Origin of the sequence: Mongoliitalea lutea, assembly GCF_014652135.1 — a bacterium.
Taxonomy (GTDB): Bacteria; Bacteroidota; Bacteroidia; order Cytophagales; family Cyclobacteriaceae; genus Mongoliitalea; species Mongoliitalea lutea.
This window is the reverse complement of sequence record NZ_BMYF01000015.1, coordinates 20,288-40,616: the sequence shown is the minus strand read 5'-3', so window position 1 is coordinate 40,616 and position 20,329 is coordinate 20,288. Positions and strand designations below refer to the sequence as shown.

Here is a 20,329-nt window from a genome sequence, read left to right as displayed (position 1 = left end):
ATTTCAATGACTTGAATGTGTATATTTGAGCCATCTCAGAAATCCATGAAAATAAATCTACATCATAAAAAAGTTTTTTTTGCCTCCGACTTTCATTTGGGCGCTCCTAATACAGAAGCCAGTAAACAAAGGGAAGAAAAAATCATCCGCTGGCTGAATGAGATCGAAAATGAAGCAGCAGCAATTTTCCTTGTTGGGGATATTTTCGACTTCTGGTTTGAATACGACACGGTAATTCCCAAAGGTTTTATTCGCTTTTTTGGAAAAATAGCCGATTTGCGAGATAAAAACATCCCTGTTTGTTTTTTTACAGGAAATCATGACTTGTGGATGAAAGACTATTTTATCAAAGAATTAGGCATCCCTGTACATCATCATCCAATAGAAGCCGATATTAATGGAAAACAGTTTCTCATAGGTCACGGGGATGGACTTGGTCCAGGAGACCACACATACAAACTTTTAAAAAAGGTATTCACAAATCCAGCCTGCAAGTGGCTTTTTAAATGGCTTCATCCGGACATAGGCGTTAAGATTGCGCTTAAATGGAGCTCCAATAGCCGTGCTAGCAGTGTGGCCAAAAATGACAATGACTTTAAAGGAGAAGATGAATGGCTCTGGCAGTATGCCAAGCAGCTGTATGCCTCTAAACCATTTGACTATTTTGTATTTGGACACAGGCATCTTCCCCTTGAACTACCCGTTGGGAAAACAGGAAAATATATTAACTTAGGAGAGTGGGTCAGTCAGTACACCTACGGTGTTTTTGACGGTGAAACCTTCGAATTAAAAAAATATTCCTATTGAGAGTCCCTGTAGTTATCTGTTGTTTCCTTATTGCCTTGTCTTCACTTCCAAGTCACGCCCAAGATATGGTATGGGAGCCTATTTCAGTCATTCAAGTTCCAAGAATGGATTTGGTTTCCTTGGATAATCAAGGCTTTATTTTTGTTGTGGATTTAGAAGGCAATTTATATCAATACCAAGCAGGTACACCTTCATGGATCAATAATTTTTCTCCTCCTCGACAAGCCCGTGTGTCTACCTTGGAGGCATTCTGGACAGTGAATATTTTCACTTTTTCTGTTGATTTACAGGAGTATCGTATCCTAGACAGGTTTATCAACCCGATTGCAGAAAACAGGATTCCCGAGCAGCTCATTTCCCTTGCCAAAGTCGCAACATTAGGCAATAACAATATCATCTGGATACTGGATGAAAGCGACCTATCTCTGAAACAGTTAGATTATCGCAGAAACCGCATTATCCAACATCAACCCTTGAATTTGATTTTAGGTGAATCCGCCCTCTTTGTTACCGATATGCGGGAATATGGAAATCTACTATTTGTGAATATCGAAGACGAAGGCATCTTCATATTTGATAATCAAGGGAATTACATCAGAAAACATGACACTATAATCGAGCAAAAACTGTCTTTTTGGAAAAATAACTTAGTATTTACCGAAGGAGAACAACTCATATTAATGGATTTCCAAACAGGCCAACGCTCATCTTATCTACTCCCCAAGGAAGTCAAAAATATGTCCGTGATGATGGGACCTAGACACTTGGTTTGCTATGGTAACAATCAGCTACGAATCTATGACATACAGCAAAGCCTAGGAATCACAGAAGAATAAAAAAAGACCGCCTCGGCAGCGGTCTTTCAAATCTTATCCGATTGATACCAAGGTAATATCGAAAATCAAATCTTCACCCGCCAAAGGATGATTGGCATCCAAGGTGATTTTTGCATCATCCATGTGTACTACCTTTACCGGAACTGGCTGACCTGCCTGGTTTTGAAGGGATAACTCCATGCCCAATTCAGGTTTGATATGCGGAGGAACCTGATCCAATGGAATATCCAACATCATATCCTCTCTTTTTTCTCCATAAGCTTCTACTGAAGGAATAGTCACCGTGATTTCTTGTCCGATTTCCATTCCGTGAACTGCTGCATCAAAGCCTTTGATCATATTTCCATCACCTAATGTAAAAGATAACGGCTCTCTATTAGCAGAGCTATCAAATACAGTCCCATTTTGCAATCTACCTGTGTAATGTACACTGACAGCATCGCCTTTACTTGCTATTGACATAAAATACTTAATTGGTTAAAGCTCAAAGGTAAGGATTTATGATAAGCTAAAAAAATGTACGGAAACAAGGCAAACCTGTACACATTTGAGAAAGAACTGTTCGATATCGAACATAACTTTCATGAAAAGTGCCTATATTGGGCTGTAAGCCGTGATTTTAGTCTTTGGCATTATTTTGTCATTACAGCAATTGAATCAATACAAACGATGAACATTATGGACGCTCCCCAACTCGGTAAAATTCTTATCATAGATGACAATGAGGATTTACTATTCGCTGCTAAGATGCTATTGAAGAAATATGCGAAAGAAGTCAGCATAGAAAAAGATCCCCGAAGAATTCCATTCTTGGTCAGCAACAACAGCTATGATGTCATTTTATTGGACATGAACTTCACTGAGGACACCACCTCCGGTAAAGAAGGTTTTTTTTGGTTAAAGAAAATCAAAGAAATTGATCCTCAAGCCGTAGTTATTTTGATTACCGCTTTTGGAGATGTGGAAATGGCTGTACAGGCATTGAAAGAAGGAGCTACAGATTTTATACTGAAGCCTTGGCAAAACGAGAAATTGTTAGCTACGCTTACTGCTGCTACACGACTCAAAGAAAGTTACGATCAGGTAGATAAACTTTCTAAAAAGCAAAAGCAGTTACAATCTGATTTAAAGAAACCTTACGAGGATATCATAGGGACCTCTGCTTCTATGAAAAATATTTTTTCTATCATTGATAAAGTCGCACAAACAGATGCAAATGTCTTGATCTTGGGAGAAAATGGAACAGGGAAAGAATTGATCGCGCGTGCTATACATGAGCGCTCGATGAGAAAAGATGAAATTTTCGTGGGAGTAGATATGGGTGCCATTACGGAAACATTGTTTGAAAGTGAGTTATTCGGGCATAAGCGTGGAGCATTTACCGATGCCAAGGAAGACCGGGCAGGGCGTTTTGAAATTGCTGACAAAGGCTCCCTATTCTTAGATGAAATCGGTAACCTGAGTATGCCTCTTCAATCCAAACTTTTGACAGTCATCCAAAAAAGAGAGGTAACTCGCATCGGAACCAATAAATCCATCCCTGTAGATATACGCTTAATCTGCGCAACCAATATGCCATTGCATGAAATGGTTTTGGACAATACCTTCCGTCAGGATTTATTGTACAGGATCAATACAGTGGAAATATTTCTTCCTCCTTTACGAGAGCGATTAGATGATATTCCACTTTTGGCCAATCATTTTCTGAAAATCTATTGTAACAAATACAGAAAGCAGTTTGATGGTTTTACAGCATCTGCCATGCAGCTATTGCAGCGCTATAGTTGGCCGGGGAATATCCGTGAATTGCAGCATGCTATCGAACGTGCCATCATCATGGCAGATGGTACTGAGTTGGATGCGCGGGACTTCTTCTTCCTTTCAGCCAAACCTGTCAATGAGCGCATGGCCACTTCAGCTACCTTCAATTTGGATGAGGTAGAAAAGACTACCATTCAAAAGGTGATTGATAAAAATGGTGGAAATATTTCCAAAGCCGCCAAAGAATTGGGGTTGACGCGTGCATCCCTCTACCGAAGATTAGAAAAATATGGATTATAAAATCGGTTTATTAGGTAGGATCGTCTTACTTGCCACCTCTATCTTTTTTCTAAGCCTGTTCATTACCAACGGAGCAGGGGTCTTTGGTATATCTTTATTTATCATCGTGGTTGTGGCACAGGTGATTTTCCTCGTAAAATATGCGGAGAGCTCATTTCATAAGGTGCGCCTATTCCTGAATAATATTAAGCAGGACAATTATACCAATGTATACCCCGTCAAATTTGATGGTACTGAGACTGATGACCTTCACATTGAGTTTAATGCCATCCTAGCAAAGCTCCAAGAAGACCAAGCAGAAAAAGAAGCGAATTACCAATATTTCCGCTCTGTATTCCAACATCTAAGCATTGGATTGATGACTTTTGATGATTTGGGTAAGGTTCAGATTATTAATACCGCCGCCAAAAGGCTCTTAAATATCGAACAACTTAATCATATTGGTGAAATTGGAGCGATTAACAAAGAGCTGAATCATGCTATCAGTAACTTACGCACAGGAGGCTCTGAACTGATCAAAATTGCCCATCCGGATGGAATACTCCAACTTTCGGTGTACGCTATCGAACTAGTGATGCGAGGAAACAAGTTTAAACTTGTTTCCTTGCAAAACATTCAAAGTGAACTAGAGGAAAAAGAAATGGAAGCTTGGCAAGGACTTATCAAGGTTCTGACACATGAAATCATGAACAGTATGTCCCCTATTTCTTCCTTGGCCTCTACGATCAAATCCGATATTGAGTCCAAACTCGACCATGACCAAGAAGCAAGTACCTCGGAACTGGAAGATTATCAAATGGCTTTAAATACCATTGAAAAACGGAGCGAAGGCCTGATTAATTTTGTATCAGATTTCCGGAATTTGGCACATATACCTGCTCCAAAATTCCAGACCATCCAACTATCCCTGCTCTTTGACCAATTGACAACCCTTCTTCAACATACCCTAGAAGCTCATCAAATCCAAGTTATCAAAAGAGTAGAGCCAACAGAGTTGATTTTATTTGCAGATCCTACCCTTATTGAGCAGGTATTGATCAATCTGATCCAAAATGCCATTCAGGCCATGGAGGAATCTGTCACACGTGTGCTCAGACTGGAAGCATTTATTGATGAAAACGGAAAAATCATTCTGGAAATATCTGATACCGGGAAAGGAATTGAAGAGGAAGCATTAGCAAAAATCTTTATCCCATTCTTCACCACCAAGAAAAAAGGTTCTGGTATTGGCCTAAGTCTATCCAAACAGATCATCCGAAGGCATAAGGGAAATATTCAGGTAAAGTCAGCGCTTGGAAAAGGAAGTACCTTTAAATTGATTTTTAACGGCTAATTATTTACGCGTATAAATTAATACAGGGCCATCGCAGGCCGCCCAAGCCAAGTTTTTTAACTTTCTAGCGTTGTCAAATACCAAAAACTCCATCTCTGGCAGGCAAGAACCAGCGATTTGGGGGTTGGTTTCGTAAATCAATTCTACTTGAAAAAGCTCTTGAAAAGAAGCATCAGGAGCATCTATAAAGGCATATTTACCAAACGATTGCAAGGGTAATTGACCATTCCTTAAGTCTCCTCCAAGCCTGGTGGAAAACTTGATAAAGGTACCGTCATCATTAAAAATATAGCGTTCTTGAAAAGAAGGAGCATCTGCCGAAGCTACCTCAAAGGGGTTTTCGAGCATGGACAAATTCCAATAGCCCAAGATACTAAATTCAGGTTCCTTATCATCCTGACTGCAAGCCAGGCAGCTTACCAACAGCAACAATGCAACTACTCTTAAAGCTTTCATTTTTTACAGTTCTATGGATATTTAATAGTTTCAGCTACAAGGTTGAAATAAAGACGTAATAACCCAAACATTCGTTTAAAAAAGTTTGAAGAAACAGTGGATTCACACGTAGATAACACCCAGTTCACAAACAACTCCCTGACTCCTAAAATAGTAGCTATTCATTAATATTACTTTCATCATCAGTTGATATTGGGGATATACTTTTATAAAAACTTAAAAGCATTGAAAACCCATTTCAAAACCATCGTTGTCTCAGACATACATCTGGGGACCAAAGGCTCCAAAGCCAAAGAAATCGCCCGCTTTTTAAAATTGTATTCCTGCGAAAATCTCATTCTCAATGGGGATATCATTGACGGTTGGCAATTGAAAAAATCAGGTTCTTGGAAGCGTAAACACACCAGATTCTTCAATCGGATATTAAAGATGATCGAGCAGGACAATACCAAGGTATATTACTTGCGGGGAAACCACGATGATTTTTTGGATCAAATCCTCCCTTTGACCATTGGTAACCTGTCAATTCAGCAGGATATGATTTATGAAAGCTGTGGTAAAAAGTATTTCATTACCCATGGAGATGTTTTTGACTCTGTCACTTCACACTTTAGGTGGATTGCCTATGTTGGCGATATTGGTTATACTTTTTTACTATGGCTCAATAGGCAGGTGAATTATTATAGAAGGAAAAAAGGGCTGCCCTATTATTCTCTCAGCCAATATGTGAAAGGAAAAGTGAAAAAAGCTGTCTCTTACATCGATAACTTTGAGGAAGAACTGGCAAAGTTTGCGCAATCCAAAGGTTGTGATGGGATTATTTGTGGACACATCCATAAAGCTGAAAACAGAGAAATTGATGGTATAGAATACCTAAACAGCGGAGATTGGGTGGAAACGATGAGTGCCTTGGCAGAAGACTATGATGGGAATTGGCAATTGATTTATTACAATGAAATTGATTTTAAGCGCAAATCTTCTGAAGAGCAGGGAGATGATACACCTTCGAAATTAATCCCAAGAGAAGCGTATAAAATTGTTGCTTTTAAACCTTTTTCACAGGATTCAGATTTCAACAAACTACTGTAGGCTACTATGAAGTTCTTATTCTTGGTCCAAGGAGAAGGCAGAGGTCACATGACACAAGCCATAAGTTTTGCTGAAATTTTGGCTGAATTGGGACATGAATTGGTTGCAGTTGGGGTGGGTAGTAGCCATAGGAGAAAGATACCCGATTTCTTTTTGAATGGAATAAACTGTCCAATAGTCTCTTTTGAAAGCCCAAATTTTGTTTGTGACAAAGAACAGAAAAAAATCCTCCTAACTCAGACTATTCTAAGCAACCTGGTAAGACTCCCCACTTTTTTTGAAAGTCTAAAAACAATCCAGAAACTGGTTGAAGCGCATCAACCTGACGTAATCCTCAATTTTTACGAACTATTGGGCGGCCTTCATCAACTTGTGTACAGACCCAATCAGAGATATTGGGTAATTGGCCATCAATACCTGATTGCACATGAATCATTTCCATTTGCTAAAGGAAAACCCATTCAAAAATTGCTTTTCAAAGTTAATACTCACCTGACGGCTATAGGAGCAGAAAAATGGCTGGCACTATCATTTCGATCATTGAAACAATCCAAGAATCCGAAATTGACCGTACTGCCACCTTTACTTCGGAAACAATTATTTGAACTACTGCCAGAGGAAGGAGAGTTCATCTTGGCCTATATGGTCAATCAAGGCTATGCCAATGAACTAATCATCCAAGCAAAAGCACATCCCAACCTTAAAATTGAAGCTTTTTGGGACAATAAATCCCACTCCGAATCTTTTCAAGCACTCCCTAACTTAGTCTTTCACCCAATCAATGATCGCTTATTTTTAGAAAAAATGAGTGCTTGCAAAGCCTATATCAGTACTGCAGGTTTTGAGTCCATTTGTGAGGCAATGTACTTTCAAAAACCAGTTTTAATGATCCCAGTGGAAGGACAATATGAGCAGGAATGCAATGCCATTGATGCAGCGCTTGCGGGAGCGGGGCTAGGCTATGACTCGTTCGACTTAGAGGCATTAGAAGCCTATCTAAACAAACAATATAGGCGCCAACATTCATGGGTAACTCAATCTAGAGATATCTTTATCAAGCTTGTATTCCAATCTACAGAGAGCTATGCCAATTAGTAACATGCACATTAGCTAAACCTTAATTATTACTTTTTGAATATTTTTTGGATTTTATTGAAATTACTCCAAGTGCTCACATAATTTCCTCCCAACTTTGTTAAATTCGTGCAAACGTTAGCACATAATCGTTCATGAATATAGAAAAAGAAAGGCTTAGAGAAGACAGAGAACGACTTAAGCATTGGAAAAAATGGGGACCATACCTGACTGAACGACAGTGGGGCACCGTTAGAGAAGATTACAGTCCCAATGGGGATGCTTGGAATAATGTCACCCACGATGAAGCCCGCAGCAAAGCTTACCGTTGGGGGGAAGAAGGTATCGGAGGAGTCTCTGACTATCGGCAACGTTTATGTGTAGCATGGGCTTTTTGGAACGGAAAGGATCCATTTATCAAAGAGCGGCTTTTTGGACTTACAGGACCTCAGGGAAATCATGGGGAAGATGTCAAAGAACTCTACTACTACTTGGACTCTACTCCTACCCATAGCTACATGAAGATGCTGTACAAGTATCCTCAAAATGAATTCCCCTACAAAAAATTGTATGAAGTAAATGCCAAACGGGGAAAATTAGACCCCGAGTTTGAGTTGATGGACACGGGTATATTCGATCAGGATGAATATTTCGATATTTTTCTAGAATATGCCAAAGAAGATACGGAAGACATTTCCTTTTTTGCCACTATCCATAACAGGGGGGCACAAGATGCCCCACTAGTGGTAATGCCTACTATTTGGTTTAGGAAGACTTGGTTTACAGGACATGAACCTTTTATGCCTAAGATTTCCAAACAAAGTGACACAGAGTTAAAAGCCTTTAATCCGAAGAGTGGGAATTACTTTTTTACTTTTGAGGGAGAGCCGGAATTCAAGTTTTGCGATAATGAGACTAACCGCATGCGTCTCTACAATATCCCTAATGAAAAAAAATACCTCAAGGATGCCATCAATGATTACGTAGTCAAAGGCTATGTGCAGCATTTGAATCCAAAGGATTATGGAACCAAGGCAGCAGCCATTTACCGTTTGATGATTCCTGCGGGTGGCAGTGTTCGTGTAAAATTCCGCATGACCCATCAAAAACAAGCACATTGCATAGAGGATTGCGAACGAATACTACAAGATCGGATAAAGGAAGCAGATGCCTTTTATGGGGAAATCCAGTCAAGAGTAAAATTGGAAGATCATCAATTGATCCAACGACAGGCGTTTGCAGGTATGATGTGGGGAAAACAATTTTACTATTACAATGTAGAACGATGGCTAGAAGGAGATCCTGGAAGATATTCCCCTCCGAAAGAGCGTAAAAAAGGCAGAAACACCAGCTGGAGGCATATGCATAATTATGACATCATCTCCATGCCTGACAAATGGGAGTACCCTTGGTATGCAGTATGGGATTCTGCTTTTCATTGCATTCCCATTTCAAGAATAGATCCAGATTTTGCTAAAAATCAATTGACTTTATTCCTCAATGACTGGTATTTGCATCCCAATGGACAAATCCCAGCCTATGAATGGAATTTCTCCGATGTGAATCCCCCTGTACATGCTTATGCGGTATCACGAGTTTTTCATATCGATAAAAAAATGAATGATGGGAAAGGTGATTTTGAGTTTTTGGAGCGCTGCTTCCACAAATTAATGATCAATTTCACCTGGTGGGTCAACCAAAAAGACTCCGATGGAAAGAATATTTTCCAAGGCGGTTTCCTAGGGTTGGATAATATATCAGTGATCGATAGGAGTCATGCAGATAAGTTTGGAGGCAAATTAGAGCAAGCGGACGCCACATCATGGATGGCTATGTTCAGTTTGAATATGCTAAGGATATCATTGGACCTATGCGAATTCAATAAGACCTACCAATACTCCTCCATTAAGTTTTTGGAGCACTTTCTACACATAGCTGGTGCTATGAACAACATCTCTGGGGAAAGTATTAGCCTTTGGGATGATGAGGAGCAGTTTTTCTTTGACTTGTTTCATTTGCCAGGAAAAGAACCGAAGGTCATGAAACTCAAGTCAATTGTAGGGATTATACCACTTTTCGCAGTGGAATCAATTCGCATTGATTTATTTGATGACTTGCCTGACTTTAAGAAGAGACTGGAATTTTTCCTTAAGGAAAAACCAAAACTCGCATCTCTTGTTTCCAGTTGGATTCAGCCTGGACAAGAAAAACGACGTTTATTTGCCTTGCTCCGAGGACATCGCATGAAGAGTATTTTGAACAAAATGCTGGATACTGAGGAGTTTTTGAGTGATTATGGCGTACGGTCCATGTCTAAATACCACGAAAAGCACCCGTTTTCCCTCAGGATCAATAAAGATATTCAAACTGTCAGATATACTCCAGGGGAATCAGATACTTTAATGTTTGGCGGTAATAGTAATTGGAGGGGCCCGATATGGTTTCCGATCAACCATTTGATTATAGAATCCCTTAGAAAATTTGACCATTATTATGGGGGAGAGTTTTCGATTGAATATCCAACAGGCTCAGGAAAGTACTTGACCATGGATTTGATTGCCCGGGAGCTTTCCCTTCGTTGTATAAAAATCTTTGAAAGAAACGAGGAAGGGCACAGACCCGTCTATGGGAAGCACAAAAAATTCCAAGAGGATCAACATTTCAAAGATTACATCCTGTTCTATGAGTACTTCCACGGTGACAACGGTACGGGTTTGGGAGCATCTCATCAAACGGGTTGGACAGGCTTGGTCGCAGAAATGATTCATAAATATTACAAATCAGATAAGAAGAAGGAAGAGGAAAATGCTGAAACCATTTTTAGACTCTAACAGGATAGAGGCCGGCTGTGATGAAGTGGGTAGAGGATGCCTAAGCGGTCCTGTCGTGGCCGCAGCGGTAATTCTCCCCATGGATTACGCCAATGAATTTATCAATGATTCCAAAAAGCTCAGTAAGCGTAATCGGGAAGACTTAGTATCTGAAATCAAGACAGAGGCCATAGCCTGGTCAGTGGCCGAAGCTTCCGTTGCTGAAATAGATAGCATCAATATTTTGAATGCATCTTTTCTAGCCATGAATCGAGCTATTTCTAGCCTTGATTCAAAGCCTGAATTTTTACTGATCGATGGAAACCGTTTTAAAACTACCCTAGACATTCCTTTTGCTTGCATTATAAAAGGGGATGCTATGTATGCAAGCATTGCTGCTGCTTCCATATTGGCAAAGGTGTACCGGGACAATCTCATGGTTGATTTGGCTAAAGAATTCCCGGGCTATGATTGGGAAAACAATGCGGGTTATCCAACTCCCAAACATCGTGCAGGTATCCGCTCACTCGGCCTGACACCTTGGCACAGAAAAAGTTTTAAACATTTACCCGAACAGCTACCACTCTTTTAAAAACGCATCAACATATAGCCCTGAGGTACATATTTGGTCAAGGTAGTCAACATAGAAAGTGCCATCTCTGCCCCTTGCCACATGTCGCTAGGCTCCATACCTCTTGCGATGAGAGACTGTCCGCAGATAGAAAATTCCACACCTGCCTGCTTCAATGCTTCATAGGTAGATAGGTTGGGATTATCGACACCATACAACTTCTGATAATAGGCATTGTTCAGAATACTGTAGATGGCCCCACCATGTACAGCCACTTTTACGTTTAGTTGTTCTTTCTTTACCCCTCCTACCCCATGTAAATTCAGCATGCGGGCAATATTATCCACCATTCGATTAACTTGTAATGGATTATCCGCAGCCGATACCAAATCAATGATGATTTTGAACTCTTGATCAGGATCAGGAACTTCAGTAGCCTCTGGAATTTGAAAAACCATACCGAATCCAGGAACTATCGGATCCAAACCTATATGCTGGGCAAATAAACTGGTTTTAAAGCAAATAAAAAGGAAGAATATGGATCCGATGATTTTCATAGCTGATGATTTTTTTCCAATCTAGAAAAAATCAGCGCTTCCTCAAACCTCTATTTTTAGATTTGCAAAATCCGTTTAGTTATGAATCATAAACTTGAAGAAGAAAAGCACAAGATTAAAACATAGCCCAAATAATCAATATTTTTTTTACTAAAAGACCGAAATGTTAAATGTGATTGAAAATATTTTTCTCTTGCATAAAAATCCAGAAAACTAAATATTACTAAAACAATTAAAAGTATTTATCATAAAAAAAGCTCTGAAAACAGAGCTTTGTGCGCACGAGAAGACTCGAACTTCCACACCCGAACGGGCACTACCCCCTCAAAGTAGCGTGTCTACCAATTTCACCACGTGCGCTTGTAAGGTCTGCAAAAGTAGAAATCAAAGTGTATCCCTGCAAATCTATTGAAAGGATTTTGCGAGAAATCTGCAAGTTCATTAAGAATAGACTTTTCCTTCCGCAGCCAATAGGGTGTTATACAATAAAGAAGCGATTGTCATTGGACCTACACCTCCTGGAACAGGAGTAATGGCTGATGCTTTTTGGGAAACCTCATCAAACTTGACATCTCCAATCAAACGGAATCCCGACTTCTTACTAGCATCATCAATGCGGTGAATCCCTACATCGATCACCACTGCACCTTCTTTGACCATATCAGCAGTCACAAACTCAGGCTTACCCAAAGCCACAATCAGTATATCAGCTGTTTTGGCTATCTCAGGTAAGTTCTTTGTCCTACTGTGTGTCAAAGTTACTGTACAGTTTCCCGGATACTCATTTCTTGCCATCAAGATACTCATGGGAGAACCTACAATATGACTTCTACCAATCACTACACAATGCTTTCCAGAAGTTTCAATTTGATAACGCTTCAGCAACTCCACAATTCCATAAGGTGTAGCAGCAACATAGGCAGGCCATCCCAAGGTCATCCTACCCACATTAGCAGGAGTAAATCCATCTACATCTTTCTCAGGCTTAATTTTGTTGGTAACCTTTTCAACAGAAATGTGCTTTGGGAGTGGCAACTGCACGATCAACCCGTCAATTTCAGGATTTTGATTAATATCCTCTACTACCTTTAAAAGTTCTTCTTCTGAAACAGTTTCTTCCAAACGTACTAGTGTAGAGTCAAAACCAACTTGTTCACAAGCCTTCACTTTCGCTCCCACATAGGTTTGACTCGCCCCATCATTTCCCACCAATATCGCTGCCAAATGTGGCTTTTTCACACCTTCTGATACAATTTCCTGTACCCGTGCAGCAATTTCTGATTTGATTTCTTCCGAGATTTTTTTTCCGTCAATAAGAGTAGGCATAGTGAGAGGGGGTTAGATTACTTGTGATTAGTGATTAGTTGATTAGTGATTAGTTGATTAGTGATTAGTGATTAGTTGATTAGTGATTAGTTGATTAGTGATTAGTTGATTAGTGATTATTGATTAGTGAACAGTTAGTAGTTAGCAGTGATTAGTTATTAGTGAATAGTTAGTAGTGAACAGTGACTGGTTGTCAAGTGCTACGGTTTCACTGTTAAGAGTCATTAAATACTCTGAATTTTAATTTGAATTGATTTTTTTGGGCTGTTTCTAAACTTTTAACAAATATAGCTATTAACTCATTTGACTCTTTAAACAAGAAGTTAAGCGTTTGGTTATCACATGCTAACTTAGACTTACGAATGATTTTTATACAAATTAAAGACTCCCTTAATTCTTTTAAAATCACTCTAAACTTATGAATAAAATCTTTTCTTGACTCACTGCTTTGAGCTTCACCATAATTCAAAGCGGGAGAAGTACCCGATCTTAACAATTGCCCTCCTAAATGCCCTCCTGCTTTGGTTTTTGGCAAGGAATCTGACAAATGAATGATCGACACAGCATAATCAATCAGTCTTTCTTCAAGATTATATTCTTTCGACATTATTTTTATAGTTCGAAAACGTTTGTTTAAAGGTGGTTTTAAACTTCATTATTCGAAATTTGACGTTCATCATTCGACATTTTAACTCCGAATGATGAACGCTGAATTTAGAATTTCGATAGGCAGATGCATCTAAAGTAGACCAATCTAATCAAGTTTCAATACAGCCATAAATGCCTCTTGCGGCACTTCTACGTTTCCGACCTGGCGCATACGTTTTTTACCTTTTTTCTGCTTCTCAAGGAGTTTACGCTTACGGGAGATATCACCACCATAACACTTGGCCAATACGTTTTTACGTAGAGCTTTCACTGTCTCTCGGGCAATGATTTTGGTACCGATTGCTGCTTGGATAGCAATCTCAAACATTTGTCTCGGAACCAATTCTTTCAGCTTTTCACACAGCCTTTTGCCCCATTCGTAGGCTTTGTCTCTATGAACAATTGCCGAAAGTGCATCCACTACTTCCCCGTTCAACATCACATCCAGGCGCACCATATGAGAAGCTTGAGCACCGATCAACTCATAATCCAAGGATGCGTATCCTCTGGAAATGGTCTTCAACTTATCAAAGAAATCGAATACAATCTCAGCCAAAGGCATATCAAAAGAAAGTTCAACACGCTCAGAAGTCAAATAAACCTGATTCTTGATTTGTCCTCTTTTCTCCATGCACAATTGGATCACAGGACCTACATATTCAGCCGCGGTGATGATCGTAGCCTTCACAAACGGTTCTTCAATATGTTTGAACAAGTTTGGATCAGGCATATCAGAAGGAGCATTGATAGTTTTGTACTCACCATTATTCATCAAAGCTCTAAACTGAACAGATGGAACTGTGGTAATAACAGTCATATCAAACTCACGCTCCAATCGCTCTTGAATAATTTCCATGTGCAACATTCCTAAGAACCCACAACGGAAACCAAAGCCCAAAGCAGCAGATGTTTCAGGTTCCCAAACTAAGGAGGCATCATTCAACTGGAGTTTCTCCATGGATGCTCTCAATTCTTCAAACTCCGTAGTATCCACAGGATAAATACCTGCAAATACCATTGGTTTTACGTTCTCAAAACCTTTGATGGCTGTTTGACAAGGGTTCTTCACATGTGTGATGGTATCCCCTACTTTTACTTCTTTAGCGACTTTAATTCCGGAGATCAGATACCCAACATTTCCTGCTGCAAGTGTTTGTTGCGGAATTTGGTTGATACCTAAGATACCAATTTCATCGGCGTCATATTCCTTACCGGTGTTCACAAACTTGATTTTGTCACCTTTGTTGATGGTACCATTAAAAATTCGGAAGATAACCTCTACTCCTCTGAAAGGATTGTAAACCGAATCAAAAATCATCGCCTGCAAAGGAGCGTCAACCTCCCCTTTAGGAGCAGGAATCCGCTCTACAACTGCATTCAAGATATCTTCAATACCCAATCCTTCTTTACCAGAAGCCAAGATGATATCTTCTCTATCACAACCAATCAAGTCAATCACTTCATCAGCAACTACTTCTGGGTCAGCTCCAGGCAAATCGATTTTATTCAAAACCGGAATAATTTCCAAATCCTGACCAATGGCCAAGTATAAGTTAGAAATTGTCTGGGCTTCAATCCCTTGAGAAGCATCCACAATCAACAAGGCGCCTTCGCAGGCAGCAATTGACCGGGAAACCTCATAAGAAAAATCCACGTGCCCCGGTGTGTCAATCAAGTTGAGGGTATATTCCTCCCCTTTGTAGTTATACTTCATCTGTATGGCGTGGGATTTAATGGTAATTCCCCGCTCTCGCTCCAGATCCATGTTGTCCAACAACTGATCTTGCATCTCTCTGTCGCTTACAGTATTCGTAAATTGTAGTAAGCGATCTGCCAACGTACTCTTCCCATGATCAATATGGGCGATAATACAGAAATTTCTCGTCTTTTGCATAGTCATATCAGAACGCAAAAATAGATAAAAATGTGGCAATTTTGGGAATTAAAACTATAGCAGACAGAATTTTATTTTCTTTGCATCCTCAATCGATTTCCCTATGAAAAGCATCGCAGAAAAGAAGCAGCAACAAAACATTGGTGAATACATCATTTACATGTATCAAATGGAGGATTTATTACGTGCATTTAATTTTGTATTAGAAGACATTGAGCAGTATGTAGTCAGTCACTATCCCGTTGAATTAGTAGAAAAAAAGGAAACAGTAACTTGGTTTGCTGACTTGGCGACTCAAATGCAAGAGGAAAAGATCACTCAAAAAGGACACTTACAAGCAGTACAAGCCATTGTCGATGAATTGGCTCGGCTTCATTGGTCCTTACTGAAAACCGATAAAAGCTACTTTGAGCACTACCAACTGGCAAAGCCTCATGTCTTGCATATGATGCTGGAAGAAGGGGCTGATGAGATTTCACATGAAGTACAGTTGTTCTTCAACGCCATTTATGGGCGCTTATTGGCCCGTCTTCAAGGAAGGGAAATACCCTCTGAAATCTTAGAAGCCACAGAGTCCTTTGGTGGATTACTGAGTTATTTGAATGAGGTGTATATGCATTCAAAGAACTAGTTATACACATATCTCCAAGGTAAGAACTGCTTCCATATGCGTTTATACGTAGTATTAGACGCACTACTCTTCCATAAACTCATATACACTCTTGTAACAACCCTTTTCCTCCACATAATCCAAAAACTCTCGGTAGAACTCATGGGTGCATAGGGTTGCCGAATCGCCAATGACCACCAATTTTCTTTTGGCCCGTGTCAGTGCTACATTCATCCGGCGAACATCTGATAAAAACCCGATTTCTCCCTTGCTATTGGAGCGGACCAAGCTGATGACAATGATGTCCCGCTCCTGACCTTGAAAACCGTCAATGGAGTCAATGGTTAATAGTTCTGAAAAGGAGCGTAAATTGGGATATGCATAGGATTCAAAAATCAATTCATTGAATTTGCGAACCTGAGCCCTGTAAGGTGCAATCAGCCCAATTGTCCAGCCTTGGGTTTTGATTGTGCCAATCCCCACTCTTTTTAATAAATTTTCTAAATGCTGTAGGGTGAATTTAGCTTCATCAGGATTATAGGTACTCAAGGATTCTTGCTCTTGCTGGTCTTGATAGCCTGCTCCTGCTGTATCAATAAACTCCATCACCGGTTCCTCTTCCTGCAAAAAGTGAGTCCGCGTATTGGAAGCAGCAGTTAAGCCTGAATGGTAAAAATACCTGCTCGAAAACCCCATAATTGTCTCTGGCATGCGGTATTGCTCTTGCAACATTTGAGAAACATTGGTTTGTCTTTTGATAACTTTTTCGAATAGAGTTTCACTCAAACCGGCTTTCGAAGCATCATAAGATTTGATGGTAGGTGGCAACTGACAATGGTCTCCCGCCATCACCACCTTTTTAGCTTTCAAAATCGGGATCCAAGTAGCCGGTTCCAAACCTTGGGCTGCTTCATCAATAAAAACCACTGGAAACTCCATTCCTTTCAACACATGGCTACTTGCCCCTACCAAGGTGGTGGCAAATACCTGAGTGCGCTGAAAGACATCATGTGTGATATAATCTTCCAATTGTTCTGCCTCATCCTTCAACCTTCCTGCTTCGTCCAATAATCTTTTTCGTTGGGCGCGCTCTTCGGGACCAAAGCTTCTTTTGTACTTGAAGGCCAACTTTCGATATTCTTCCGCAGATTTTTTAACTTTTTTCAAATCCCGGTAGCTTTCATGCATCGCTAGCTTCGCATCCAAGGTTTGATTCAGGATAGCATCATCTACCCGTGCAGGGTGTCCTAAGCGAAGCGTGGCAATATTTTTTTCAATTAATTTTTCTACTAACAAATCCACCGCTGCATTACTTGGAGCACATACCAACACCTGGAGGTAACGCTCTAAAGATTGAGCAATCGCCGCAACGAGTGTCGTTGTCTTGCCTGTTCCTGGAGGTCCATGAATAATTGCAACATCTTTGGCGTTACTTACCAAGGCTACAGCATTGTTCTGAGAGGAATTCAATAAGGGGTTATTCTGAAGAAGCTTGGTATCGAAACTTGCTGCTTGTTCTCCCAACAAAATATGCTTCAATTCACCTATACGGCCTTTTTCAGCTTTTACGACTGCCTTCATAGTGTATTCCATCTCTCGATAGGATGCTTCGTCAAATAACAGGTCCACACCCATTTTGCCTTTATGCATCCACTCAGGGATTTCATCCACTTGAATAGTCACCACCATTACCTCTTTTTTGACCTGATTGATCACACCATTGATTCGTTGATGATGGAAGCCTTCTTGTGTAGAAAAAATAGATACTGATTTCCCCGATTGAAAGATATGCGCATAATTGGTATCAGGTCTTTCCAACTCAATAATCACACGCTCGCCGTGACCAATTTTAGATTTTTTCAAATACACAGGATACCAACAGACACCCTCCTCTTTTTTGTCAGCTATGGAGGTGTACAAGAACTTTTTTTTGTATTGAGCAAGGTCTTCTTCCCATTCGATTTTTAAAAGTCTAAAAGTATTTTTTAATTGGTCCTGAATAGTTGCCATGGAATCGTAAATTTGGATGTGAAATTACAAGTAAATCATTCTTTCAACCTTACTGTTTAAGAAAAGTCTTGAATTATTTAGCGCATGCATATCTTTCTTTTGGTAGACCAAAGATTTTAATCGGTAACCTTATCGGTGACTCTGTAAGGGGGGCAATTGAAAAAAAATATGAACCAGAAATAGTTCTTGGAATAAAGCTTCATAGAGCCATAGATGCATATACAGATAGTCACCCTGTTGTAAAAGAAGCTCAATTATTACTCAGACCAAATTTTGGTAGGTACTCCACAGTTATTACCGATATGTACTTTGATCATTTTTTAAGTAAATTTTGGAATAATTACCATCCTCAGCCCTTAAATGATTTTGCTCAAGAAGTGTACTTGATTGTTGACCAACATGCTGACATTCTTCCTGAGAAATTCATAAAGATGTATGGAAATATCCGTTTATATAACATGCTTGTGAAATATGGAGAATTTGACGGAATACGTCGCGCATTACAGGGTATGGCTAAGAGAACAACCTTTAATTCTAATATGGAAACAGCACATAAATTCTTGGATCAACACCATGAGTTCTTCCGTTTACATTTTGGAGATTTTTTTGAGGATTTAGTAGCATATTCAAAAGCAAGCTTAAACGAGTTAATTAATTCAAACTTTATCTCCGAACGTTAATTTCTATTACCCGATACATCCTTAATTATGAAGTTCATAGAATTATTTTTGACTAAATCCATCAACAAATGACAACTTGTAAACCAAAAACTAACACCTATGTAGCACTTAGTTCAGTTCTTGGATTACTAATTATTGGATTAATTAGCACCCTAATCCATTTCGCAAATCTCAGAACTTTTGGCCTATGGTTTTATTTACTAAGCACGACCATACTTACGATAGTAATTTTATTACTACTTGTCAAAATGATGGCAGGCTATAAATTTATTTCTGCCGGTAAAGAAAAAATTATCCTAAAATTCCCTCTTCGAAGACTAACAAAAAACTATACCTTGGATCAAGTTAAGGTATGGGAGGAAGAAAAAGTACTCGCAAACAATCGGGAATTTCGACAACTAACCGTAGTATTTGAAGATCAAACCTCCTTTACTATCAGCAATCATGAACATGAAAACTACTCAGAAATGCTTGCTTACTTTCAAAAAAAACTGGCAAAACAACACGTTTCCTTTATTGTCAAAAACTCAAAGCCAAAGAGGAAGTAAGGGCAAAATTATTTCTTGAAAAACTCCCGTCTCGAAGAGAAAACCTTCCCTGCTCGGCCAAAAACTGTCTTCCTTCAACTCTCCATATCAATTTATCATTCAAAGGAACATCCAAATTGATGGAATGCCCGGACAATTTAAATGGTTCATCTAAAATAATTGCCCGAGGGTCTGAATAATACTCTGTTCGTATGGCAGCAGTATATTTTTCCAAAACTGTTTTTTTCAAGGATGCTGTCAGCCCCCACCACTGCGCTTTAGGGGCGAGTACTACTTGTTGCACACCATAATCAAAACCAAGGGTATATCCCCAAGATGGTAGCTCATGTTGGATGTAAAAATTATTGAAAAATCGCATTTCTCTAAGGATTATGGTGCTTTCATTGCCCAAATAATTGGCATAATTAATCACCATTCCTTTGATTGGAGAATGATTGATGCCTAGTCCAAGTCCTACTCCTTGACTATTTTGGGTTCGTTGGACATTTTGCCAACCATTGGAAACCCATAAGATGAATTGGGTATGTTCCTTCCAATCATAGCTTAACCTTGCTCCTGTCAGGAAGTAAGGGGAATTTTCCGCCATTAAGCTTCTATTAAGATGCCATCCAACAGTCCCAATCCAACTTTCAAATCCGATGTGTGAAGGCATTATTCCCACATCTAACCAAAGATTTTCTAGCAATCGCACTCCAATAGACGCTTCATTTAGATATTGAGCCCAAGTAGGTTCCTCTGCAAGATTATACTGAGCATAAGTCCCCGCCATTAAGGCAAGCGAACCACGAATAGTACCTTCCGTATAGGAAGCCTTCACAAGTGCAAGATTAACGCTGAACTCGTTATGCCGATTAAAATTGTATAGAAAATGAGGTCTCCGGTGATTGTCTGGCCGATTAAAATCAAAACTGTAATAGGTTTCCAAGTACCCAGAAAATTCCCACGAACCTGGACCCTCTTCTTGTGCAAAAGAGTTTGCTGCATTAACCAGCAAAAGACAAATCAGCAAAAGCCTCATA

At 39.6% G+C, this 20,329-nt stretch carries 19 protein-coding genes and 1 tRNA gene; 11 read left to right on the top strand and 9 right to left on the bottom strand.

Annotated elements, in window-relative coordinates; all coding sequences use genetic code 11:
• Positions 1 to 45 precede the first annotated feature (45 nt).
• The gene (locus tag IE080_RS12440; protein ID WP_189582930.1) at positions 46 to 807 is read left to right on the top strand and encodes a UDP-2,3-diacylglucosamine diphosphatase; all 762 of its coding nucleotides are present in this window, start codon (positions 46 to 48) and stop codon (positions 805 to 807) included.
• A complete protein-coding gene (locus IE080_RS12435; RefSeq protein WP_229800622.1) occupies positions 804 to 1,643 on the top strand; it encodes a hypothetical protein in 840 nt (279 codons plus the stop codon). Before IE080_RS12440 ends, IE080_RS12435 begins: the two co-directional genes overlap by 4 nt.
• A 33-nt stretch (positions 1,644 to 1,676) precedes the next feature.
• Here IE080_RS12435 and IE080_RS12430 read toward each other — a convergent pair whose 3' ends face one another.
• Positions 1,677 to 2,105 carry an FKBP-type peptidyl-prolyl cis-trans isomerase gene (locus tag IE080_RS12430; RefSeq protein WP_189582926.1) on the bottom strand — a complete coding sequence of 143 codons (429 nt, stop codon included), beginning with the start codon at positions 2,103 to 2,105 and terminating at the stop codon, positions 1,677 to 1,679.
• Positions 2,106 to 2,321: 216 nt separating this feature from the next.
• On the opposite strand from IE080_RS12430, the gene IE080_RS12425 reads away from it, so the two are divergent.
• Positions 2,322 to 3,704 (top strand): sigma-54-dependent transcriptional regulator, encoded by a 1,383-nt coding sequence (locus IE080_RS12425; protein WP_189583117.1) that lies wholly within the window; start codon positions 2,322 to 2,324, stop codon positions 3,702 to 3,704.
• Positions 3,694 to 5,037 (top strand): sensor histidine kinase, encoded by a 1,344-nt coding sequence (locus IE080_RS12420; RefSeq protein ID WP_189582923.1) that lies wholly within the window; start codon positions 3,694 to 3,696, stop codon positions 5,035 to 5,037. Before IE080_RS12425 ends, IE080_RS12420 begins: the two co-directional genes overlap by 11 nt.
• On the opposite strand, the gene IE080_RS12415 is transcribed toward IE080_RS12420, so the two are convergent.
• The gene (locus IE080_RS12415) at positions 5,038 to 5,493 is read right to left on the bottom strand and encodes a hypothetical protein (RefSeq protein ID WP_189582920.1); all 456 of its coding nucleotides are present in this window, start codon (positions 5,491 to 5,493) and stop codon (positions 5,038 to 5,040) included.
• 225 nt (positions 5,494 to 5,718) lie between these two features.
• Here IE080_RS12415 and IE080_RS12410 point away from each other — a divergent pair, with 225 nt between their 5' ends.
• From IE080_RS12410 to rnhB, 4 genes are all read left to right on the top strand, one after another.
• A complete protein-coding gene (locus IE080_RS12410) occupies positions 5,719 to 6,582 on the top strand; it encodes a UDP-2,3-diacylglucosamine diphosphatase (RefSeq protein WP_189582918.1) in 864 nt (287 codons plus the stop codon).
• Positions 6,583 to 6,588: 6 nt separating this feature from the next.
• Positions 6,589 to 7,677, top strand: coding sequence for a glycosyltransferase family protein (locus IE080_RS12405; protein ID WP_189582916.1), 1,089 nt, complete (start codon positions 6,589 to 6,591; stop codon positions 7,675 to 7,677).
• A gap of 134 nt (positions 7,678 to 7,811) precedes the next feature.
• Entirely contained in the window at positions 7,812 to 10,487 is a 2,676-nt protein-coding gene (locus IE080_RS12400) for an MGH1-like glycoside hydrolase domain-containing protein (protein WP_189582914.1), read from the top strand.
• On the top strand, positions 10,462 to 11,058 hold the full coding sequence (rnhB, locus tag IE080_RS12395) for a ribonuclease HII (protein WP_189582912.1): 597 nt from the start codon (positions 10,462 to 10,464) through the stop codon (positions 11,056 to 11,058). Before IE080_RS12400 ends, rnhB begins: the two co-directional genes overlap by 26 nt.
• Here rnhB and IE080_RS12390 read toward each other — a convergent pair.
• From IE080_RS12390 to lepA, 5 genes are all read right to left on the bottom strand, one after another.
• On the bottom strand, positions 11,055 to 11,594 hold the full coding sequence (locus IE080_RS12390) for a DsrE family protein (protein ID WP_189582910.1): 540 nt from the start codon (positions 11,592 to 11,594) through the stop codon (positions 11,055 to 11,057). The genes rnhB and IE080_RS12390 overlap by 4 nt on opposite strands.
• A gap of 276 nt (positions 11,595 to 11,870) precedes the next feature.
• Positions 11,871 to 11,954 (bottom strand) — tRNA-Leu (locus IE080_RS12385).
• Positions 11,955 to 12,035: 81 nt separating this feature from the next.
• Complete coding sequence (locus IE080_RS12380; protein ID WP_189582907.1) at positions 12,036 to 12,920, bottom strand: bifunctional 5,10-methylenetetrahydrofolate dehydrogenase/5,10-methenyltetrahydrofolate cyclohydrolase; 885 nt, start codon at positions 12,918 to 12,920, stop codon at positions 12,036 to 12,038.
• 214 nt (positions 12,921 to 13,134) lie between these two features.
• Positions 13,135 to 13,527, bottom strand: a complete 393-nt coding sequence (locus tag IE080_RS12375; protein ID WP_189582904.1) for a four helix bundle protein — start codon at positions 13,525 to 13,527, stop codon at positions 13,135 to 13,137.
• A gap of 147 nt (positions 13,528 to 13,674) precedes the next feature.
• Positions 13,675 to 15,468 carry a translation elongation factor 4 gene (lepA, locus tag IE080_RS12370; protein WP_189583114.1) on the bottom strand — a complete coding sequence of 598 codons (1,794 nt, stop codon included), beginning with the start codon at positions 15,466 to 15,468 and terminating at the stop codon, positions 13,675 to 13,677.
• Positions 15,469 to 15,565: 97 nt separating this feature from the next.
• Between lepA and IE080_RS12365 the strand changes: the two genes are divergently transcribed.
• Positions 15,566 to 16,093, top strand: a complete 528-nt coding sequence (locus tag IE080_RS12365) for a DUF4924 family protein (protein ID WP_189582901.1) — start codon at positions 15,566 to 15,568, stop codon at positions 16,091 to 16,093.
• A gap of 63 nt (positions 16,094 to 16,156) precedes the next feature.
• On the opposite strand, the gene IE080_RS12360 is transcribed toward IE080_RS12365, so the two are convergent.
• Positions 16,157 to 18,082: an AAA domain-containing protein gene (locus tag IE080_RS12360; RefSeq protein WP_189582898.1), complete on the bottom strand. Its 1,926-nt coding sequence runs from the start codon at positions 18,080 to 18,082 to the stop codon at positions 16,157 to 16,159.
• A gap of 68 nt (positions 18,083 to 18,150) precedes the next feature.
• Here IE080_RS12360 and IE080_RS12355 point away from each other — a divergent pair, with 68 nt between their 5' ends.
• Positions 18,151 to 18,762, top strand: coding sequence for an acyl carrier protein phosphodiesterase (locus IE080_RS12355; RefSeq protein WP_189582895.1), 612 nt, complete (start codon positions 18,151 to 18,153; stop codon positions 18,760 to 18,762).
• A gap of 68 nt (positions 18,763 to 18,830) precedes the next feature.
• A complete protein-coding gene (locus IE080_RS12350) occupies positions 18,831 to 19,310 on the top strand; it encodes a hypothetical protein (protein ID WP_189582892.1) in 480 nt (159 codons plus the stop codon).
• Here the strand turns inward: IE080_RS12350 and IE080_RS12345 are convergent.
• A complete protein-coding gene (locus IE080_RS12345) occupies positions 19,282 to 20,328 on the bottom strand; it encodes an outer membrane beta-barrel protein (protein ID WP_189582889.1) in 1,047 nt (348 codons plus the stop codon). The genes IE080_RS12350 and IE080_RS12345 overlap by 29 nt on opposite strands.
• Between the last annotated feature and the right edge of the window lies 1 nt (position 20,329).

Coding starts and splice junctions, on each gene's coding strand:
- IE080_RS12405 (WP_189582916.1), top strand. CDS start 6,589: ATGAAGTTCTTATTCTTGGTCCAAGGAGAAGGCAGAGGTCACATGACA.
- IE080_RS12350 (WP_189582892.1), top strand. CDS start 18,831: ATGACAACTTGTAAACCAAAAACTAACACCTATGTAGCACTTAGTTCA.
- rnhB (WP_189582912.1), top strand. CDS start 10,462: ATGCTGAAACCATTTTTAGACTCTAACAGGATAGAGGCCGGCTGTGAT.
- IE080_RS12345 (WP_189582889.1), bottom strand. CDS start 20,328: ATGAGGCTTTTGCTGATTTGTCTTTTGCTGGTTAATGCAGCAAACTCT.
- lepA (WP_189583114.1), bottom strand. CDS start 15,468: ATGACTATGCAAAAGACGAGAAATTTCTGTATTATCGCCCATATTGAT.
- IE080_RS12420 (WP_189582923.1), top strand. CDS start 3,694: ATGGATTATAAAATCGGTTTATTAGGTAGGATCGTCTTACTTGCCACC.
- IE080_RS12440 (WP_189582930.1), top strand. CDS start 46: ATGAAAATAAATCTACATCATAAAAAAGTTTTTTTTGCCTCCGACTTT.
- IE080_RS12415 (WP_189582920.1), bottom strand. CDS start 5,493: ATGAAAGCTTTAAGAGTAGTTGCATTGTTGCTGTTGGTAAGCTGCCTG.
- IE080_RS12400 (WP_189582914.1), top strand. CDS start 7,812: ATGAATATAGAAAAAGAAAGGCTTAGAGAAGACAGAGAACGACTTAAG.
- IE080_RS12360 (WP_189582898.1), bottom strand. CDS start 18,082: ATGGCAACTATTCAGGACCAATTAAAAAATACTTTTAGACTTTTAAAA.
- IE080_RS12365 (WP_189582901.1), top strand. CDS start 15,566: ATGAAAAGCATCGCAGAAAAGAAGCAGCAACAAAACATTGGTGAATAC.
- IE080_RS12380 (WP_189582907.1), bottom strand. CDS start 12,920: ATGCCTACTCTTATTGACGGAAAAAAAATCTCGGAAGAAATCAAATCA.
- IE080_RS12390 (WP_189582910.1), bottom strand. CDS start 11,594: ATGAAAATCATCGGATCCATATTCTTCCTTTTTATTTGCTTTAAAACC.
- IE080_RS12375 (WP_189582904.1), bottom strand. CDS start 13,527: ATGTCGAAAGAATATAATCTTGAAGAAAGACTGATTGATTATGCTGTG.
- IE080_RS12425 (WP_189583117.1), top strand. CDS start 2,322: ATGGACGCTCCCCAACTCGGTAAAATTCTTATCATAGATGACAATGAG.
- IE080_RS12430 (WP_189582926.1), bottom strand. CDS start 2,105: ATGTCAATAGCAAGTAAAGGCGATGCTGTCAGTGTACATTACACAGGT.